22 protein-coding genes are annotated in these 18,739 nt (G+C 72.0%); 10 read left to right on the top strand and 12 right to left on the bottom strand.

What is annotated here, in order from left to right; genetic code table 11:
* Positions 1-13: 13 nt before the first annotated feature.
* The 6 genes from ACIQ87_RS19180 to ACIQ87_RS19155 are packed head-to-tail and all read right to left on the bottom strand — an operon-like array spanning position 14 to position 5,135.
* On the bottom strand, positions 14-1,153 hold the full coding sequence (locus tag ACIQ87_RS19180) for a GTP-binding protein (protein WP_402407916.1): 1,140 nt from the start codon (positions 1,151-1,153) through the stop codon (positions 14-16).
* 12 nt (positions 1,154-1,165) lie between these two features.
* Entirely contained in the window at positions 1,166-1,585 is a 420-nt protein-coding gene (locus ACIQ87_RS19175; RefSeq protein WP_402407912.1) for a Fur family transcriptional regulator, read from the bottom strand.
* Positions 1,586-1,604: 19 nt separating this feature from the next.
* On the bottom strand, positions 1,605-2,447 hold the full coding sequence (locus ACIQ87_RS19170) for a metal ABC transporter permease (RefSeq protein WP_402407911.1): 843 nt from the start codon (positions 2,445-2,447) through the stop codon (positions 1,605-1,607).
* Entirely contained in the window at positions 2,444-3,349 is a 906-nt protein-coding gene (locus ACIQ87_RS19165) for a metal ABC transporter permease (protein WP_402407908.1), read from the bottom strand. The genes ACIQ87_RS19170 and ACIQ87_RS19165 overlap by 4 nt, the downstream gene beginning before the upstream one ends.
* Positions 3,340-4,188 carry a metal ABC transporter ATP-binding protein gene (locus ACIQ87_RS19160; RefSeq protein WP_402407905.1) on the bottom strand — a complete coding sequence of 283 codons (849 nt, stop codon included), beginning with the start codon at positions 4,186-4,188 and terminating at the stop codon, positions 3,340-3,342. Before ACIQ87_RS19160 ends, ACIQ87_RS19165 begins: the two co-directional genes overlap by 10 nt.
* Positions 4,185-5,135: a metal ABC transporter solute-binding protein, Zn/Mn family gene (locus ACIQ87_RS19155; protein ID WP_402407903.1), complete on the bottom strand. Its 951-nt coding sequence runs from the start codon at positions 5,133-5,135 to the stop codon at positions 4,185-4,187. Before ACIQ87_RS19155 ends, ACIQ87_RS19160 begins: the two co-directional genes overlap by 4 nt.
* Positions 5,136-5,316: 181 nt before the next feature.
* Here ACIQ87_RS19155 and ACIQ87_RS19150 point away from each other — a divergent pair, with 181 nt between their 5' ends.
* From ACIQ87_RS19150 to ACIQ87_RS19120, 7 genes are all read left to right on the top strand, one after another.
* Positions 5,317-5,820 (top strand): hypothetical protein, encoded by a 504-nt coding sequence (locus tag ACIQ87_RS19150; protein ID WP_402407900.1) that lies wholly within the window; start codon positions 5,317-5,319, stop codon positions 5,818-5,820.
* Positions 5,745-7,022: an iron chelate uptake ABC transporter family permease subunit gene (locus ACIQ87_RS19145; protein WP_402407897.1), complete on the top strand. Its 1,278-nt coding sequence runs from the start codon at positions 5,745-5,747 to the stop codon at positions 7,020-7,022. The genes ACIQ87_RS19150 and ACIQ87_RS19145 overlap by 76 nt, the downstream gene beginning before the upstream one ends.
* Positions 7,019-7,930, top strand: a complete 912-nt coding sequence (locus ACIQ87_RS19140; protein ID WP_402407894.1) for a metal ABC transporter permease — start codon at positions 7,019-7,021, stop codon at positions 7,928-7,930. Before ACIQ87_RS19145 ends, ACIQ87_RS19140 begins: the two co-directional genes overlap by 4 nt.
* 15 nt (positions 7,931-7,945) lie before the next feature.
* Complete coding sequence (locus tag ACIQ87_RS19135) at positions 7,946-8,251, top strand: DUF1490 family protein (protein ID WP_402407892.1); 306 nt, start codon at positions 7,946-7,948, stop codon at positions 8,249-8,251.
* Positions 8,252-8,255: 4 nt separating this feature from the next.
* On the top strand, positions 8,256-10,448 hold the full coding sequence (locus tag ACIQ87_RS19130; RefSeq protein WP_402407889.1) for a heavy metal translocating P-type ATPase: 2,193 nt from the start codon (positions 8,256-8,258) through the stop codon (positions 10,446-10,448).
* A 108-nt stretch (positions 10,449-10,556) separates the two neighbouring features.
* Positions 10,557-11,219: an ABC transporter substrate-binding protein gene (locus ACIQ87_RS19125; RefSeq protein ID WP_402407886.1), complete on the top strand. Its 663-nt coding sequence runs from the start codon at positions 10,557-10,559 to the stop codon at positions 11,217-11,219.
* A 130-nt stretch (positions 11,220-11,349) separates the two neighbouring features.
* Positions 11,350-13,194: a putative Ig domain-containing protein gene (locus ACIQ87_RS19120; protein WP_402407884.1), complete on the top strand. Its 1,845-nt coding sequence runs from the start codon at positions 11,350-11,352 to the stop codon at positions 13,192-13,194.
* Between the two features lie 50 nt (positions 13,195-13,244).
* Here ACIQ87_RS19120 and rpmF read toward each other — a convergent pair whose 3' ends face one another.
* From rpmF to rpmB, 5 genes are read right to left on the bottom strand one after another with little or no spacing between them, the layout of a single operon-like run.
* Complete coding sequence (gene rpmF, locus ACIQ87_RS19115) at positions 13,245-13,409, bottom strand: 50S ribosomal protein L32 (RefSeq protein ID WP_402407882.1); 165 nt, start codon at positions 13,407-13,409, stop codon at positions 13,245-13,247.
* A 12-nt stretch (positions 13,410-13,421) separates the two neighbouring features.
* On the bottom strand, positions 13,422-13,664 hold the full coding sequence (gene rpsR, locus ACIQ87_RS19110; protein WP_402407879.1) for a 30S ribosomal protein S18: 243 nt from the start codon (positions 13,662-13,664) through the stop codon (positions 13,422-13,424).
* Between the two features lie 22 nt (positions 13,665-13,686).
* Positions 13,687-14,859 (bottom strand): CobW family GTP-binding protein, encoded by a 1,173-nt coding sequence (locus tag ACIQ87_RS19105; RefSeq protein WP_402407876.1) that lies wholly within the window; start codon positions 14,857-14,859, stop codon positions 13,687-13,689.
* Complete coding sequence (gene rpsN / locus ACIQ87_RS19100) at positions 14,856-15,161, bottom strand: 30S ribosomal protein S14 (protein ID WP_402407873.1); 306 nt, start codon at positions 15,159-15,161, stop codon at positions 14,856-14,858. The genes ACIQ87_RS19105 and rpsN overlap by 4 nt, the downstream gene beginning before the upstream one ends.
* Positions 15,161-15,397 carry a 50S ribosomal protein L28 gene (gene rpmB, locus ACIQ87_RS19095; protein WP_396530462.1) on the bottom strand — a complete coding sequence of 79 codons (237 nt, stop codon included), beginning with the start codon at positions 15,395-15,397 and terminating at the stop codon, positions 15,161-15,163. Before rpmB ends, rpsN begins: the two co-directional genes overlap by 1 nt.
* A 157-nt stretch (positions 15,398-15,554) precedes the next feature.
* On the opposite strand from rpmB, the gene rpmG reads away from it, so the two are divergent.
* The 3 genes from rpmG (at position 15,555) to ACIQ87_RS19080 (ending at position 17,018) form a co-directional block, all read left to right on the top strand.
* Positions 15,555-15,719: a 50S ribosomal protein L33 gene (rpmG, locus tag ACIQ87_RS19090; protein WP_360501696.1), complete on the top strand. Its 165-nt coding sequence runs from the start codon at positions 15,555-15,557 to the stop codon at positions 15,717-15,719.
* A 33-nt stretch (positions 15,720-15,752) separates the two neighbouring features.
* Positions 15,753-16,004, top strand: a complete 252-nt coding sequence (locus tag ACIQ87_RS19085) for a type B 50S ribosomal protein L31 (protein WP_402407870.1) — start codon at positions 15,753-15,755, stop codon at positions 16,002-16,004.
* A gap of 615 nt (positions 16,005-16,619) precedes the next feature.
* Positions 16,620-17,018, top strand: coding sequence for a hypothetical protein (locus ACIQ87_RS19080; protein ID WP_402407868.1), 399 nt, complete (start codon positions 16,620-16,622; stop codon positions 17,016-17,018).
* 140 nt (positions 17,019-17,158) lie between these two features.
* On the opposite strand, the gene ltrA is transcribed toward ACIQ87_RS19080, so the two are convergent.
* Positions 17,159-18,520 carry a group II intron reverse transcriptase/maturase gene (gene ltrA / locus ACIQ87_RS19075; RefSeq protein WP_402407865.1) on the bottom strand — a complete coding sequence of 454 codons (1,362 nt, stop codon included), beginning with the start codon at positions 18,518-18,520 and terminating at the stop codon, positions 17,159-17,161.
* Positions 18,521-18,739: the final 219 nt, after the last annotated feature.

The following is an 18,739-nucleotide window of genomic DNA, read 5'->3' as shown; positions in this document are numbered from 1 at the left end:
AAACCAGTAGCCCCTAAACGGGGCAGTCGCCGTGCGCCTCCCAGGCGGGGAACGGGTCCTCGCCCCGCAGGATCGGCTCGCCGTCGGCCAGTAGGCAGGCGGCGAGCCGGTCGTGCAGGGCGTCGGCGTTCAGTGCGGTGCCGATGAAGACCAGTTCCTGGCCCTGGCTGTCGGCGTGGACGCCGGCCGGTTCGAAGCGGGCGACCGAGCCGGCCTGGGACCAGAGGCCGGTGACGTGCGGCCGGGTGGCCAGGCGGAAGAAGCCCTTGGAACGCAGGACGGTGCCGTAGGCGCCGCCGTCCAGGTCTTCGGTGACGAATTCCCAGAGCCGGCCGGGGTGGAAGGGCCGCTCGGCGCGGAACACCGTGCTGGAGATGCCGTACTCCTCGGTCTCGGGGATGTGGTCGCCGTTGAGTTCGGCGACCCAGCCGGGGGCCTGCTGGGCGCGTTCGACGTCGAAGCGGCCGGTTCCGAGCAGTTCGGCGGGGTCCACCCGGCCGTGCCGGGCCGGGACGATCCGGGCTGCGGGGTTGAGTCGGGTGAGGGCGGCCCGCAGCCGTACGGCTTCCTGCTCACCGACCAGGTCGAGTTTGTTGAGGACGATGACGTCGGCGAACTCGACCTGGTCGATCAGCAGGTCGCTGACGGTGCGTTCGTCGTCCTCGTACTGGTCGAGGCCGCGCGCGGCCAGCTCGTCGCCGCTGACGAGTTCGGGGAGGAAGTTGGCGGCGTCGACCACGGTGGCCATGGTGTCGAGGGCGGCGACGTCGGTGAGCGTGGCGCCGTCGTCGCGGGCGAAGGAGAAGGTGGCGGCGACGGGCATCGGCTCGGAGATGCCGCTGGACTCGATCAGCAGGTAGTCGAACCGGCCGTCCTGGGCGAGCCGGTCGACCTCTTCCAGCAGGTCGTCGCGCAGGGTGCAGCAGATGCAGCCGTTGGTCATCTCGATCAGCCGCTCCTCGGTGCGGGAAAGCGCGGCTCCGCCGTCGCGGACCAGCGCCGCGTCGATGTTGATCTCGCTCATGTCGTTGACGATTACCGCGACCCGCATTCCCGCGCGGTTGTGGAGGACGTGGTTGAGCACGGTGGTCTTGCCCGCGCCGAGGAAGCCGGAGAGGACGGTGACTGGCAGGGGGCGGTGGGTGGTGTTCACGGGTTCGCTTTCCTAGTCATCGGTGGTGCAGGTAGTGCAGACGCCGGCGAGTTCGACGGTGTGGTGGACGTCCCTGAAGCCGGACTCCTCGGCGATCCGCGCGGCCCATGCCTCGACCTGTTCGGAGTCGACCGCGAGACTGCGGCCGCAGCGGCGGCAGACCAGGTAGTGCTGGTGGTGGGCTTCCGGCCGGTGGCGGTAGAGGCGCTCGCCGGAGTCGTCCCGGACGATGTCGGCGAGACCGGCTCCGGTGAGTGCGGCCAGGGCGCGGTAGACGGTGCTCAGCCCGACCGCACCACCCTCCGTGACCATCCGCCGGTGCAGTGCCTGGGCGCTGACGAAGCCCGGGCAGGCGGCGAGCCACTGCCGGACGAGCACCTGCTGCGGGGTCTCCCGCCAGGCCGGCACCGGTGTCCGTCGGGTCCTCGTCACAGCCGCCGCCCCGTCCCGGTCAGGCCGTGGCCCGGCGGTCGGCCGCGCGGGCGGCCGGGCGGACCAGCGCCGTGGCGCCGTAGCAGGCCGCCGCGATCGCCATGATGGCGAAGCTCGGCGGCAGTTGCGGCGCGGCGGCGCTCAGCGCCAGACCGGCCCACAGTTCCAGCACGGCGAGGGCGGCGGAGAGCGCGAGGGCCCGGTACGGCCGGTCGGTCAGGCGCAGGGCGGTGCCGGCGGGCGCGGCCAGCAGGCCGAGCAGGAGCAGGGAGCCGACCGCCTGGGTGGCCTCGGCGGCGCAGGCGCCGACCAGGGCGAGGAAGGCGAGGCCGAGCGCGCCCGTGCGTACCCCGCGCGCGGTGGCGACGGCCTCGTCGAGGGTGGCGAACAGCAGCGGCCGGGCGATCAGCAGCGCGGTGGCGCTGACCGCGAGGGCGATCAGGACGGCCGTCACGGTCTGGGCGCCGCTCAGGCCGTAGATGGAGCCGAACAGGACGCTGATGCCCGCGTTGCCCTGGGTGGTGCTGCGGTGGGTGGTGTAGAGGGTGAGGAAGAAGGTGCCGAGGCCGAGGATCCAGGAGAACAGGGTGCCGATGACGACGTCGTCGGGCCGGCCGCGGCGGCCGAGGAGGCCGAGCAGCAGTGCGACGCCGATGGTGGCGGCGAACAGGCCGAGGCGCAGGTCGTACCCGCCGGCGAGGGCCGCCATCGCGCCGGTGAAGGCGACGTGGCTGAGGGTGTCCCCGGTGAAGGTCTGGGCGCGCAGCACGAGGAAGTAGCCGACCAGGCCGGAGGCGAGGGCGATCGCGGTGCCGGCCAGCAGGGCGTGCTGGAAGAAGGCCTGGTGGAGGACGGTGGTCATGCCGGTGCTCCTGTCGGCAGCGGGGCGCGGCCGAGGAAGCCGGCCACCGCGCGGGCGAGGTGGGCGAGGAGGTAGCCGGCGAAGGCGAAGGTGGTCACGAAGAAGCCGAGCGGGTAGGGCTGGTAGAAGGCGGCGATCAGGCCGAGCCAGCAGGCGGCGAGGGCGAGCAGGACTCCGAGCAGCAGGCCGAGGGCCGGACGTGCGGTGAGTACCTGTGCGGTGGCGGCGGGGATGACCAGCAGGGCGAAGACGAGCAGGCTGCCGGTGATCTGGCCGGCCTCGGCGGCGGCCGCGCCGAGCAGCAGGAGGAAGCCGAAGCCCAGCAGCCGCACGGGCACTCCGCGCGCTGCGGCGACCTCGCCGTCGAGCGAGGCGAACAGCAGCGGCCGCCCGATCACTGCCAGCAGGGCCAGTACGGACGCGCCGACAACGGTCAGCACGATGACCTGCTCGGTGGTGATGCCGAGGAAGGTGCCGAACAGCAGCGCCTGCGGCCCGCCGAGCAGCCCTTTGTACAGGGTGACGAACAGGAAGCCGCAGGCCAGCGCGAAGGCCTGCACGGTGCCCGTCCCGGCGGACTCCTCGACGACGCCGGCTCGGCCCCGGTCGCGCAGCAGGGCGATGACGAGCGCGCCGCCCAGGCAGGCGCCGAGGTAGCCGAAGGTGGTGGAGATCCCGAGCAGGGTGGCGAGGGCGGCGCCGGGGAAGGCGACCACCGACAGGGTGTGGCCGGCGAAGGTCTGGCGGCGCAGCACCATGAACCAGCCCACGGCGGCCGCGACGACGGCGACGACGGTGCCGGCCCGGAAGGCGTTGACCATGAAGGGGTAGGCCCACATCTGCTGGAAGTCGGCCACGAGGTTCCAGGAGAAGGCCGGTGAGGCGGTGTCGGCTAGCAGCACGGGCCACAGCTCCTGCAGTCTTCCGGGACGCCGACCACGACCAGCCGTCCGTCGGCGGTGCGCAGCACCTCGACGGGCGCGCCGTAGAGGCGGCTGAGGGTGTCCGAGGTGATCACCTGCTCGGGCCTGCCGGTGACGGCTCGTCCCTCGGCCAGGTACACCACGTGGTCCAGGTGGTGGAGGATCGGGTTGACGTCGTGGGCGACCATGACGACGGCGACGCCGTCCTCGCGGCAGATCCGGCCGAGCAGGGCTGCCATGGCGCTCTGGTTGGGCAGGTCGAGGCTGTCCAGCGGCTCGTCGAGCAGGAGCAGGCGTGGGCGGGTGACCAGGGCCTGGGCGAGCAGCAGTCGCTGCTGTTCGCCGCCGGAGCACTGGCCGATCGGCCGGTGCGCGTAGCCGGTGGCGCCGACCGATGCGATGGCCTCGTCGATGCGTCGGTGTTCGGCGCGGCGGCGGGCGCGGTGGATTCCGGGCAGCGGGATGCCCCAGCGGTGGCCGTCCAGGCCGAGGCGCACGACGTCGATGCCTCGGATGCGCACGCCGGCGTCGAAGCTGCGGCGCTGCGGGAGGTATCCGATGGCGGCGCGGGCCGGGACGCTCACCTGGCCCGCGGCGGCGGGGTGGGCGCCGAGGAGGGTCTTGACGAGGGTGGACTTGCCGACCCCGTTGGGGCCGAGGATGGCGGTGAACTCCCCGGCTCCGACGGTGAGATCGACGTCCGACCAGAGCGTGCGGCCGCCCACCCGCACGGCCGCGCCGTGCAGCTCCAGGACCGGATCGGGGGTGGGGGCCGGGGCCTCGGTGGCCACGGCGTGCTCGATCGGTGCGGTGGTCACTTGCCGGTCGCCTGCTTCAACGCGTCGGCGATGCCCTGGAGTTCGGTGGTCTGCCAGTCCTGGAAGGGGGCGCCGGCCGGGGTCGGGGTCTCGGTGACGGTGGCGACCGGGATGCCCTGGGCCTTGGCGGCCTCGACCTGGGCCTTGATGTCCGGGGTGTCGTTCTGGCTGTTGTAGACGTAGACCTTGATCTGCTTGGACTTGATCTGCTCGTCGGCACTCGCCTTGTCGGCGGCGGTCGGGTCGGTGCCCTCGCTGACGGCGTCCAACAGCTTTTCGGGGGTGAGCAATTTGAGGCCGAGGCCCTCGGCGAGCGGGGTGACGATCGACTCGGAGGCGCCGATCGGGGTGCCGGCGTACTTGGCCTTGATGTCGGCGATGAGTCGGTCGTACGGGGCGAGGGTCTTGCCGAGGAAGTCGGCCTTGCGCTGGTCGAAGTGGGCCGCGTCGGCCGGGTCGAGCTTCTTGAGGTCGGCGGTGATCTGCTCGACCACCTTGTGCACGCTCTCCGGGGAGTACCACTGGTGCGGGTTGCCGCCCTCCTTGACCCCGACCAGGTCGCCCACCTTGAGGGCGGTGCGGCTCGGCGCGGGGTTGGCGGCTATCAGCTTGTCGGACCAGGCGTCGTAGCCGATGCCGTTGGTGATGACGTACTGGGCGCCGGCGACGGTGCGGCCGTCGGCGGCGGTGGGCTCGTAGTCGTGCGGGTCGGCGTCGGGGTTGCTGATGATGTTCGTCACCTTCACGTGGTCGCCGCCGAGTTGGCCGGCGAGCGAGCCCCAGAAGCTCTCGGCGGCGGCGACCTGGACGACCTTGCCGGAGCCGCCAGCGGTGTCCTGGGAGGTGGTGCTCTTGGCCGGCGCGGTCGAGCAGGCACTGGTGGCGGCCAGCGCGGCGACCGCGACGGCGGCGAGTCTGACGAGGCGGGCGGGCAGGGCAGTACGCATGGCTGGAGTGCTCCTCGCGGATGGGAGAGATGGGGAGACGAGGCCAAACACTAGATGGGAACGGTTTTCATCACCAGCACGTTTAGGCAAATATGAAAATCATTACCGAATCTTGACCTCGCTCGCGGCGGGTTCCGTGGTTCATTGGTCCGGCCCCTCCACCGACCCGGGAGTAACCGCCGTGGCTTCCAGCTCTCCACTCGTCCGCGTGCTGCGCGAGGCCGGCGACCGACCGGTCCTGGTCGCGGACGGCCACCCGGTCAGCGGTGCCGAGCTGCTGGCCGGCGACGTGCCGCCGGGCGGTCTGCCGGAGGCTATGGCCGCCCGGCTCGCGACGCAACTGGCCTTCCCCGCCTGGGAGAAGGACCCGTACGACCAGCAACTGCAGTACTGGGCGGGCATCCTCGGCCCGCCGCCGATCCGACACACCGTGCTCTACCCGGCCTGCGGGCTCACCGTCGACCTGGCGCTCGCCACCCTGCTCACCGGCGGAACGGTGCACTGCGGCGAACGGGAGCAGCGGGCCGACGAGCTCCTCGCCGACCTCGCCCGCTCGCGGACCACCCACCTCAGGCCGGCCGCTACCTCGGCGCCGCCCTCGGCACGGCGGTGCGGCGGATCGCCGCCACCCACCCCGGCCCCGGCCCCCTGCGCGTGCTGGAGGTCGGCGCCGCAACCGGCGTGACCACCGAGGCCGTCACCCGGGTGCTCGCGGCCGAGGGCAGGCCGGGCACGGCGGTGGACTACCTCTGCACCGAGGCGTCCGACCTCCTCCTCGATGCCGCCCGCGCACGGACCGGCACCCGCCCGCGGGTGCGGTTCGCCCGCTTCGACGTCCACCACGATCCCCACCACCAGGGATTTCGCCCGCACTCCTTCGACGTGGTGATCGGCGCGGACGTGCTGGCCGCCGCCCACGACCCGGAGGGCGCCGCACACGGTCTCGCCGAGTTGCTCACCCCCGGCGGCTGGCTGCTGCTCACCGAACCGATGGCGGCGGTTGAGGAGTGGCACGCGGCGGGCGGGCCGATCTGGTCGTACCCGTTCATGGTCAACGCCTTCGCGGCGGGGACGATGACGGCGGTGCTGGCCGGCGCGCTGGGCTGGTTCATGGTGCTGCGGCGGCAGAGCTTCACCGGGCACACGCTGGCGCTGGTCGGCTTCCCGGGGGCGGCCGGAGCGGTGCTGCTCGGCCTGTCCGCGCTGACCGGGTACTTCGCGTTCTGCCTGGTGGCGGCGCTGGTGATCGCCGCGGTGCCGCGCGCGGGCCGGTTCAGCGGTGCGCAGGAGTCGGCGCTGACCGGGACGGTCCAGTCGTTCCTGCTGGCCTGCGGCTACCTCTTCGTCGTGCTGTACCGAGGCTCCCTCGGCGGGGTGAACGCACTGCTGTTCGGCAGTTTCCTGGGCATCACCGTCGGCCAGGTGGCCGTGCTGGCGGCGGTGGCGGCCGTCGTACTGCTGGTGCTGGCGGCCATCGGGCGCCCGCTGCTGTTCGCCTCGGTGGATCCGGAGGTGGCTGCCGGGCGGGGCGTGCGGGTGCGTGCGCTGTCGGTGCTCTTCCTCCTACTGCTCGCCGCCGCGACGGCCGCCACCAGCCAGATCACCGGCACGCTGCTGGTCTTCGCGCTGCTGGTCATGCCGGCGGCGACGGCCCAGGCGCTCACCGGGAGGCCCGGGCTCGGCCTGGCCCTGACGGTGCTGATCGCGGTGGCGGTGACCTGGCTGGCGCTGGTGGTGGCCTTCTCCTCGCCCTACCCGATCGGGTTCTTCCTGACCAGCTTCGCGTTCGGCGGCTACGTCCTCGTCCGACTCGGCCGAACCGTCGCCGGTGCACTCCGCCGTGTGTCGGCGGCCGCCAGGGCCGTACCGACGGGCGGTGCGCGATGAGCGTTGCCACCGCGCTGGCCGATCCGTTCTCGCAGCCGTTCATGGCGAACGCCCTGCTGGCCGGCACCGCAATCGCGGCAGCCTGCGGCATCGTCGGCTACTTCCTGGTGCTGAGGGCCCAGGTGTTCACGGCGGACGCGCTCAGCCACGTCGCGTTCACCGGCGTGCTGGCCGCGCTCGCGCTCGGCTGGGACCTCCGGCTCGGCCTGTTCGGCGCGACCGTCGCCGGCGCCCTGCTGCTCGGCGCGCTCGGGCGCACCGGCCGGGCCGACGACGTGGTCATCGGCAGCGTGTTCTCCTGGGTGCTCGGCCTCGGCGTCTTCTTCCTGACCCTCTACACCACCTCGCGCAGCGCCCACGGCAACGCGGGAGTGAGCGTGCTCTTCGGGTCGATCTTCGGCCTGACCGCCGATCGGGCCCGGACGGCGGCCCTGATCGCGGGCGGCGTCTGTCTGCTGCTGCTCCTGGTGGCCCGGCCGCTGCTGTTCGCCTCGCTCGACGAGGCGGTGGCGGCGGCCCGCGGGGTGCCCGTCCGGCTGCTCGGCTTCGCCTTCCTCGCCCTGGTGGGGGTCGCCACCGCCGAGGCGACCCAGGCGGTCGGCGCGCTGCTGCTGCTCGGGCTGCTGGCCGCGCCCGCCGGTGCGGCGCAGCGGCTGACGGACCGCCCGTACCGTGCACTGGCACTGTCCTGCGCTCTGGCGGTCACCGAGATGTGGGCGGGCCTGGCGCTCTCGTACGCCGTGCCGGGTCTGCCGCCGAGCTTCGCGATCCTGGCCGCCGCGACCGCCGTCTACGCGGCGACGTTCGTCGTCCGGCCACCCCGGCGACGCGCGCACCATCGTCCCGCCCCGCCCCCGACGCGCAGACTGGAAGAGAGACCTGCTCGCCAGGCTCCCGGGGAGCCCTGAGCGAAGGAGAGATCCATGCACCCCGCCGCCATCGCCGGTTCAGCCGCCGGCCGTCTGCTGCACTACACCGTCTCCGGCGTCGTCGGCGGCCTGGTCCTGCGCGGAGCGGCGCAGGCCGCACCGCATGCCAAACCGGCGGCCCGCCGCATGCTGGTCAACGGCATCGCGGGCGGCCTGGTGGCCGGCCGGTGGATCTCCGGCGCCGCCGAGGAGGCCCGGCTCAAGGCGGGCGACATGCTCGCCGAGGCCCGCTCCTCGCTCGGCGAGGAGGTGCCGCCGCCGTCGGCGGCGAGCACCGAGGCACACGACCACGAGCACTGAGACGATGTCCGGCGTCGTCGTACGGTCCGTGGCCTCCGGCCGGGTACGACTGACCGTGCCCTGGCTGCGGACGCAGCCCGGATGCGCGGGGGTCGTCGATGAGCGGCTGGCCGGCCTGGAGGGGTTCCGCGCCCTGCGGATCTTCCCCCGGACCGGCAGTGTGGTCATCTGGCTGGTGCCCGACCACCTGGACGTGGACCGGCTCGTCGCCCGCCTGGACGAGCCGCCGCCCGCCACGGCGCCCGCCCGGGCGAGCCGCTCGATGCCGGACTCCTCCACCGGCGAGGTGGCCCGCCTCGTGGTCGGCGGCGCCGTGCTCGCCCTGGTGGCGCTGCGCCGGCTGCTGCTGCGCCGCCCTCCACTGGTCGCGGGCCGGTCCGCCGGGCTCCTGGGCGCGGTGACCGTCTTCACCGGCCTGCCGTTCTTCCGCGGCGCGCTGCGTACCCTGCTGGGCCGCCGGAGCCCCGGGACGGACTCGCTGGTCACCGCCGCCACGGTGATCTCGCTGCTGCTCCGCGAGAACGTGGTCGCGCTGACCGTGCTCTGGCTGCTCAACATCGGCGAGTTCCTGCAGACCCTGACCCTGCGCCGGACCCGCCGGGCGATCGAGGACCTGCTGGCGATCGGCGAGGAGCGGGTCTGGCTGGTCCGCGAGGAGGGCGTCGAGGTCGAGACCCCGCTGGAGCAGGTCGCCGTCGACGACATGGTGGCGGTCTACGAGCACCACAAGATCCCGGTCGACGGGCTGGTGCTCACCGGCGAGGCCCTGGTCGACCAGGCCGCCATCACCGGCGAGGCGCTGCCCGTCTACGCCCGCGAGGGCTCCGAGGTGTACGCCGGCACGCTGGTCACCTCCGGATCGCTCACCGTCCGGGCGGTCGCGGTGGGCCGGGACACCACGGTCGGCCGGATCATCAACCGGGTCGAGGAGGCCCAGGCGGACCGTGCCCCGATCCAGACCGTCGCCACCCGCTTCACCCGGCGCTTCGTCCCGGTCTCCTTCGCCCTGGCGGCCGGCACCTACCTGCTGACCCGGGACGCCCGCCGCGCGATGACCATGCTGCTGATCGCCTGTCCGTGCGCCGCCGGCCTGGCCACCCCGACCGCCGTCAGCGCCGCCATCGGCGCCGGCGCCCGGCACGGCGCCCTGATCAAGGGCGGCACCCACCTGGAGGGCATCGGCCGGGTCACCGCCGTGGTCTTCGACAAGACCGGCACCCTCACCCTCGGCCGCCCGCTGGTCACCAGCGTCGTCACCTTCAGCGAGGACTTCACCGCTGACGACGTGCTCAGCCTCGCCGCCTCCGGCGAACTGCACGCCCGCCACCCGCTCGCCCAGGCCATCGTCCGGCACAGCGAGGAGCAGCACGTCCAGGTGCCGATCCACCAGGCCTGTGCGGTCGTCCTCGGCATGGGCATGCGCGCCGAACTCGACGGCACCCGACTCCTGGTCGGCAGCCCGGCCCTGCTGCGCCGGCACGGGGTCCCGCTGCCCGACCAGGCCGAGCGGTGGACCGAGCAGCTGCGCGCCCGCGGCGAGACCATCATCTGTCTCGCCCACGACGAGGACCTGATCGGCATGCTCGGAGTCTCCGACGCGGTCCGCGCCGAGGCCGACACCGTGGTCCGGCAGCTCCGGGACCTCGGTGTCACCCGCATCCTGCTGCTCACCGGTGACACGCCGGAGACCGCCCAGGTCGTCGCCGACACTCTCGGCATCAGCGAGGTGCACGCCCACGCGCTGCCCGAGGCCAAGCTCCAGATCATCCGCGACCTCCAAGGCGAGGGCCATCTGGTGGCCATGGTCGGCGACGGCACCAACGATGCCCCCGCCCTGGCCCTGGCCGACGTCGGCATCTCCATGGGCGAGCACTCCTCGCACGTCGCCCTGGAGACCGCCGACATCGCCCTCGCCGGCAACGACCTGCGCCAGGTCCCGGCCGTGGTCGAACTCAGCCGCCACACGCTGCGCGTCGTCCGCCAGAACTACGGCCTGGCCATCGGCGTCAACCTCGCCGGACTCCTCGCCGGCGCCGGAGGCTCCCTCAACCCCGTCCTCGCCGCGCTGCTGCACAACACCAGCAGCATCGCCGTGGTCGGCAACTCCGCCCGCCTGGTCAACCACACCCCCCACCTGCCAGGCGAGCCCGGCCCGGTGCGGCACGCGGCGCCGCTGGAGGACCGCCGGGTGCGGTGAGGCCGCCCCGATCACCATGGACCGCCCCTCGCGGCGGACTTATTGAAAAGCATTATCGTTTTAATCTAGAGTCATGCCCACCCTTTCGCCCGCTCGAATGAGGACCACGTGACTCCTGATCAGATAACCCGCCGCTCCATCCTCAGAGGCGCCGGAGCCGGGATCGGGGCCGCCGCCGTCGCCGGTCTGCTGGCCGCCTGCGGCAGCGACGGCACCCGCCCACCGCTCGCGGCGGTGACCGACGCCTCGGCCGCGCCGCGCAAGGGCGGGCGCCTGCGGGCCGCCTTCGCGGGCTCCGCCGCCGAGTCGACCAGCGTGCTGCAGGCCACCGGCAGTGCGATCGACTACGTCCGGGCCCGGCTGATCTGGGACACCCTCGGCGAGATCGAGAACAGCAGGCCGGCCTGGCGGCTGGCCGAGTCCGTCGAACCGAGCGCCGACGCGACCCGGTGGACCGTCCGCGTCCGCGACGGCGTGACCTTCAGCGACGGCCGGAAGCTGACCGCCGAGGATGTGCTCTTCAGCCTGCGCACCCTCGCCGCCAACCCGACCACGCAGAGCGGCCTGCTCAGTGCGCTCGACCCGGCCGCCTCCACGGCCCCGGACCCGCGGACCGCTGTCCTCGCGCTCAAGTCCCCGGACGGCTTCTTCGATCTGGCGCTCGCCCAGTCGATGTTCGTCTTCCCGGCCGGCACCGCGGACTTCGAACACGCCGTCGGCTCCGGTCCGTTCGTGCCCAAGAGCTGGTCCCGGGCGCGAGCAGCCTGCTGACCGCACGCTCCGACTACTGGGGCACCGCACTCGGCGGCGGCCCGTACCTGGACGAGGTCGAGCTGCTCTCGGTCGCCGACGCCGGCGCCCGCCTCAACGGGCTGAAGGCCGGTCCAGTGGCGTCACCACCATGCGGCTGTGCGAGGCCCCGAGCCACCCCGGCGAGATGGCCTGCCTCGCGCTCGCCCGTACCGACGTCGTCCAGCAGCACAGCCTCGCGCCGAACATCCTGCCGTCCGGCTACGGCCCGAGCGACCTCGCCTCCGCCTACAAGCTCCCCGCCTCCGGCGGCTCCGGCGGCTCCGGCGCGACGGTCGCCATCGTCGACGCCAACGACGACCCCAACGCCGAATCCGACCTCGCCGCCTACCGCTCCCAGTACGGCCTGCCGGCCTGCACCACCGCCAATGGCTGCTTCAAGAAGGTCGACCAGCGCGGCGGCACCAGCTACCCGACCGCCGACAGCGGCTGGGCCGGCGAGATCTCCCTCGACGTCGACATGGTCAGCGCCGTCTGCCCGAACTGCCACATCCTGCTGGTCGAGGCCGACAGCGCGACCATGGACAACCTCGGCGCCGCGGTCAACACCGCCGTCTCGATGGGCGCCAAGTACGTCTCCAACAGCTACGGCGGCTCCGAGGACTCCACCGACCCGAGTTCGGACGCGAGCTACTTCGACCACCCGGGCGTCGCGATCACCGTCTCCTCCGGTGACTCCGGCTATGGCGTGGAGTACCCGGCGGCCTCCCAGTACGTCACCGCCGTCGGCGGCACCAGCCTCAATCGCGCCTCCACCGACCGTGGTTGGAGCGAGAAGGTGTGGGGCAGCAGCTCGGGTGGCAACGGCGCCGGTTCCGGCTGCTCCGCCTACGACGCCAAGCCGAGCTGGCAGCACGACACCGGCTGCGGCAAGCGCACCGTCGCCGACGTCTCCGCCGTCGCCGACCCGGCCACCGGCGTCGCGGTCTACCAGACCTACGGCGGCTCCGGCTGGAACGTCTACGGCGGCACCAGTGCCTCCGCCCCCATCATCGCCGCCGTCTACGCCCTCGCCGGCACCCCGGCCACCGGCACCCACCCGGCCTCCTACCCGTACGCCCACACCGGCTCGCTCTACGACGTGACCACCGGCGCCAACGGCAGCTGCTCCCCGGCCTACCTGTGCACCGCCGGCAGCGGCTACGACGGCCCGACCGGCCTCGGCACCCCCAACGGCACCGCCGCCTTCACGAACGGCGGCACCGGCGGGGACACCTTCACCGTCACCAACCCGGGCAACCAGAGCACCGCCCAGGGCTCGGCCGTCAGCCTGCAGATCCACGCCAGTGACTCGGCCTCCGGCCAGACCCTCAGCTACAGCGCGAGCGGCCTGCCCGCCGGCCTGTCCATCAACGCCTCCACCGGCCTGATCACCGGCACCGCGACCACCGCCGGCAGCTCCACCATGACGGTGACCGCCACCGACACCACCGGCGCCAGCGGCTCCACCACCTTCACCTGGACCGTCACCGGCACCGGCGGCTGCACCGCCACCCAACTGCTCGGCAACCCCGGCTTCGAGACCGGCAGCGCCGCACCCTGGACGGCCAGCGCCGGCGTCATCGACAACGGCAGCAGCGAGCCCGCGCACGGCGGCAGCTGGAAGGCCTGGCTCGACGGCTACGGCTCCAGCCACACCGACACCCTCGCCCAGACGGTGACCATCCCGGCCGGCTGCAAGGCCACCCTCAGCTTCTACCTGCACATCGACACCGGTGAATCCGGCTCGACGGCGTACGACAAGCTGACCGTCCAGGCCGGCAGCACCACCCTGGCCACCTTCAGCAACGTCAACGCGGCCGCCGGCTACACCCTGCGCGGCTACGACCTGAGCGCCTTCGCCGGCCAGAGCGTCACCGTCAAGTTCACCGGCACCGAGGGCTCCTCCCTCCAGACCAGCTTCGTCATCGACGACACGGCCCTCACCACCTCCTGACCGGGAAAGGGTTCGGGGCCGCAGCGCACGCGCGCTGCGGCCCCTCGCGTTCACGGACTGATCAGCCCGCGCTCGTACGCGCGGACCAGGTTGCGCGGGACCAGGTGCTCGCGCCCGTCGACGGTGATCGGGACGAGCTGCGGGGCCGCGGCCTTCCACTGCGAGCGGCGGTGGCGCGTGTTGCTGCGGGAGGTCTTTCGCTTGGGAACGGCCATGGGAGGTCTCTCCTATCGGGCGGTGGAGGCGTAGGGCAGCAGCGCCATCTCGCGGGCGTTCTTGATCGCCCGCGCCATGGCTCGCTGCTGCTGGACGGTGAGCCGGGTGACCCGGCGGCTGCGGATCTTGCCGCGGTCGGAGATGAACTTCCGCAGCAGAGTGGTGTCCTTGTAGTCGATGTAGGTGATGCCCGCCTCGATGAGAGGGTTCGGGCGCGGGCGGGGCGGCTTGCCGCCGCCGGGGCGCTTGGCCATGTCGGGTCCTTCGTACGGTCGTTCAGGAGACGGGTTCGAGCAGGTCCTCGAAGGCGTCGGGCAGGGCCTTCCAACCGGTCTCCCCCGCCATCAGTTCGGTGTCGGTGAGCAGGCAGGAGTCGAGCAGCTCGGTGATCCCGTCGACGTCCAAACCCTCGGCGATGAACACGAGTTGCTGAATGCGATCTCCGTGCTCGGCATGCCAGTCGAGGGCCGCGGCGGCCCGCCGCGCGGGCGGGTACAGCTCCCAGGCGGCGTCCGGCAACGAGGCGAGCCAGGGGCCGCACTCCTCGACGACGAGGTTCGCCCCGGCGGCGTCCCACGCGAGCATCTGCTCGGGCCGGTTGGCCAGCCAGAACCGGCCCCGGCTGCGCTGCGCGGCCGGCACCAGCAGCTCCAGCGCCTCATACAGCCGGCCCGGGTGCAGCGGACGCCGCCGCTCCCACACCAGCGTGGCCACCCCCGCCTCGTCGGCCTGCTGCGGCAGCAGTGCGAGCGCCGGGTTCACCCGGTCGCGGGTGGCGGCCACGTCGAACCCGCCGAGCCCGGCCCGCAGCAGCTCACCGTTCCCGAGCAGGACCCGCCGGGCGGTCGGGTGCAGCTGACGCAGCATCGCCAGCCCAGTCTCGCCGCCGCGGGCGACGGCGATGGTGGTGGCGTACTCGATCTGGTGGGCGAGCGCCTCGGCACGCGTGCGGGTGTCCTCTGCGGAAGTGTGCTCCCCGTGCTCCTCGAGGTCGTCCGGGACGGAGAGTTCGCCCAGCAGCCGATCGGGATCGACCGCGACCACCACACCCGTCAGTTCGATGAACTCCTCCATCGGCCGGCCGCCCACCTCGCCGCCGGCGATCACCTCGACCGCCGGGTGCGGATCGCTGCCGCCCCACAGTTCGACGACGGCCAGGCCGTGCTGCCCGGCCTCGGCTATCCCCACCAATTCCGGCAGCAGGTCCTCGCGAAGCGCGCAGCAGGCGCAGTCGTTGGTCAGCGGGAGCTCAACGGTGTCGTACACGCCGTTGCTGTTGCGCAGTTCGCGGTGGACTGTGCCGCGCGAGGCGTCCCGCAGGTCATGGTGGAGGACGATGCCGTCGACGCAGCCGTCGAGCAACTCCTGAACGGCGCGGCGGCGTTCGGCGCGGTGCAGGCCGGCCACCACCACGACTGGGAGTCTGACGTGTTCGGGCACCGTGCTCACCAGCTCGCCTTGCGGACACCGGGCAGCTGTCCGGCGTGGGCCATGCTGCGCAGGTTGATCCGGGACAGGCCGAAGGCGCGCTGATAGCCGCGTGGACGGCCGTCCACGCTGTCGCGGTTGCGGACCCGGGTGGCGCTGGCGTCGCGGGGCTGGCGGGCCAGCCGGCGCTGCGCGGCGGCGCGTTCCTCGGGTGTGCCGGCCGGGTGGGCGATGACCCGCTTCAGCTCGGCCCGGCGCTCGGCGTACCGGGCGACGACTTGGCGACGCTGCTCGTTCTTGGCGATCTTGCTCTGCTTGGCCATCAGACCTTCTCCCCCCGGGCGCGGATGCGGGCGACGGCGGCTTCAATGCCGATCACGTCGACGGTCTTCAGTCCCTTGGCGCTGAGCGTGAGGCGGACGTACCGGCCCTCGCTGGGCAGCCAGTAGCGCTTGCGCTGGATGTTGGGGTCGAAGCGGCGGCTGGTGCGGCGGTGCGAGTGGGAGATGGCGTTGCCGAAGGACGGCTTGCGGCCGGTCAGTTGGCAGTGAGCGGACATGGGGGACGACTCCGTTGCGGATCGTGTGGGCAGGCAGACGGTCACGCTCCCGGGGCCGGCGCGACGACCCCGGAAGCGCAACTCACACTAGCCTAGATGAAAACGGATTTCATTTCGCTATATACTGGTGTCATCAACGCCACCCGAGGGGACATCCATGGCCCGCAACGAACTGCGCCCGATCATCAAGCTCCGCTCCACCGCCGGCACCGGCTACACGTACGTCACCCGCAAGAACCGCCGCAACGACCCCGACCGGCTGGTCCTGCGCAAGTACGACCCTGTCGCCAAGCGGCACGTCGACTTCCGCGAAGAGCGCTGACCACCACCCCAGATCACCCGGAGGACCAACCTCATGAAGCCCGGAATCCACCCCGACTACCGCCCCGTCGTCTTCCGCGACAAGACCGGCGGCCTCGCCTTCCTCACCCGCTCCACCGCCACCAGCACTCAGACCGTCGAGTGGGAGGACGGCAACACCTACCCGGTCATCGACGTCGAGGTCTCGTCCGCCAGCCACCCCTTCTACACCGGCAAAACTCGCGTCTTGGACGCCCAGGGCCGCGTCGAACGCTTCCGGCGCCGCTACGGCACCACCCAGCGCTGACCGGGCCGGCGACCCCCGGCCCAGGCCGATCGACTGGCGCACTGCGCCGCTGAGCTTGCCGCCACGGCCGTCGAATGCCCGGGCCTCCAAGGAGAGGAAGCACGGGGCGGGCGCGGCCCCAAGACGCCGGCACCTCGGCCGCCACGGTATGCCGGGCCGTAATTGTGACGGCCAGTCGTGAGCCTGGCGGAGGGCGGCCCGTCCCTCACCGCCGAGCTGTGCGGCGTTCAGACGGCCGTGCTCCAGAGTTTCGGAATGGTGACGGCGGCGGTGTGATCGTGACCGACGGCCCAGTGGATCGGCAAGGCGGGCCTTGCAGACTGTCAAACGGCGATTCGCGTGGCGGTGCCACTCGACCTCCCAGCATGACCGCGACCAAGAAGGATAGCCTGCCGCCATCGGAGCAGTCGGTGACGAGGCTCCGATCGCGGCGTGCCGAACAGCAGCAGAAGTGGCTCCTACACCCCGGCTCCCACGACGACATCAGCCGTCCCAGCCGGGGGTGGTAGGGCGTCGGGACTATCTCGTATCCGGGCCTACGCCGTACTGCCGGCGCATTCGAGCTGCCGTAGTCGTGCCCAGCCCCGCCTGGCGCGACGAGGTGGGGCTGGCCGCGTGAACGTCACCGAACTCCTGCGGCTGTTGCAGGCCGAACACGACGAGACCACCGCACGCGCCGACGGCCTGCGAGATCAGATCGAGCAACTCACCCGCGCCATGGCCGAGGTCGAGGCCCGCCTCGCCGAGATCGTCACCACCCGCAAGGTCATCGACAGCCTCGCCCCGCCCGACCACGCACAGGCCTCCGAGGAGCCCGCCACCGTCTACCAGCGCATCGTGACCGCCTTCAACGAGCACCCCGGACAGGTCTTCCAGGTTCGCGACCTCCACGAACTCCTCGCACTGCCCACCGACGAGCCCTCGATCAACGTCACCCGCTCCCGCCTGGGACGACTCGTTCGTCAGGGACTCCTCGACCAACCCGGACGTGGCCGCTACCAGAAACGGACTTAACGTCCTCCGAGTAGGGCGAACGTTGCTTGATGCGGCACTAGTAGGGTCGGGGACTGGCGCGGTGGCTGATGCTCCGTTTCCAGTCCCCGCCGCTTCAAACCGTGCATGCAGTTCTCCCGCACACGGCTTTCCGACACCGTTCACCGGCTGGCATGCGCCGTCGCCCCGCGTACGTTCCCGGTCAGGCGGTAGACCCCGAGCCGAGTGATCCACGCGTAGGTGAAACGCGTGGTCCAGTTCCGACCCGCGAGCCCGTGCTTCCGGCTGGCGAAGATCGCCAACCGCTCGTGGACGTAGCCGTCAATCGCGTTGAACTTCCGCCCGGAGTTCCCGTTGCGGAAGTACGCTGCCCAACCCCGAAGAACGGGGTTGAGGTCGGCCACCACGGCGGCCACCGGCCGTTCGGTCCGGGACCGGGAGGTCGCCGCTCGGACCTTGTCCCGCAGCACCCCCAACGCCCGCGCCGAAGGCCAGCGTTGCAGGTAGAACCTGCCCCGCCATTTCCACGACTCCACCTTCCGGTGATGGAATCCGAGGAAATCGAAACCCTGTCCACCTCTGGTGAGGCAGACGATGCCGGACTTCTCCGGATGCAACCGCATCCCGAGCCTGCCCAGCACCTCCGCCGCCAGCTCACGCGCCTGCTCGGCACGCTGCCTGGTCGGCGACAGAACCACGAAGTCATCGCAGTAGCGCACCAACGTCCCCGCCCGCCGGCCGTGCGTCTGCCACGCCTCATCGAGGACATGCAGGGCCACGTTGGCCAGCAACGGAGAAATCGGCGAGCCCTGCGGGGTCCCCGCCCCGGTCGGGGAGGTCACCCCGCCCTCCAGCACTCCCATCCGCAGCCACGCCCGGATCAGCTTCAGCATCGAGCGGTCCACCACCCGCCGGGCCACCTGGACCATCAGCGCGTCGTGGTCGATCGTCCCGAAGCAGTCCCGGATGTCGGCCTCGAACACCCATTCCTGCCGCTGGTTCGCCGCGACGCGCACGGCCTCGCACGCGTCGATCGCGGACCGCTTGGGCCGGAAACCGTAGCTGGCCTCGGTGAATTGGGCCTCGAAGACCGGTTCGAGAACCAGTTTCGCGGCCGTCATCACCACCCGGTCCACCACAGTGGGGACCGACAGCGGCCGCAACTCCCCCGGCCGCCCCGGCTTGGCAATCTGGACCCGCCGCAGCACCGACGGACGATACGTATGCGTCCGCAGACGATCCGACAGGCCCTGGAGGAACTCATCCACCCCGGCGGCGGCCACCGCGTCGACGGTCACGCCGTCCACGCCGGGGGCGCCCCGGTTCGCACACACGCTGGACCACGCCCGCCACAAGACGTCCATGCGGTGGACGTGGCCGTACAGGGCGTGGAACCGGCGTTCGGGTTCTTGCTTGGCACAGCGGTAGAGCGTCCACTGCAAGGCTCGGACCTTGTCCAGAGGACGCCGCTCACCGCGGCCTGTGTCCTCCCGGCGGGCGGACATAGCCGATTCGGCACTCACCCGGGCACCTCCTTGTTCGTGTCACGCATCGATGAAGCAGGGGCCCTTCGCTCCTGACGGGTTGTGTTGTCCCGTCGATCGGCACTACTACGGCCCCCTCCGACTGCCTCTCGGCAGCCCGCCACTTCCCGGTTCCGCCGGTTATAGGCGAGCCACGCTCCCGGGCCGCATGCCCGGGGCCGAGTAGGCCCTCTCCAGTTCCCAGGACAACCTTCCGAC

This window comes from Kitasatospora sp. NPDC096204 (assembly GCF_044763205.1).
GTDB lineage: Bacteria > Actinomycetota > Actinomycetes > Streptomycetales > Streptomycetaceae > Kitasatospora.
The sequence above is the reverse complement of the archived record's forward strand: the minus strand, read 5'-3'. Positions and strand labels throughout refer to the sequence as shown.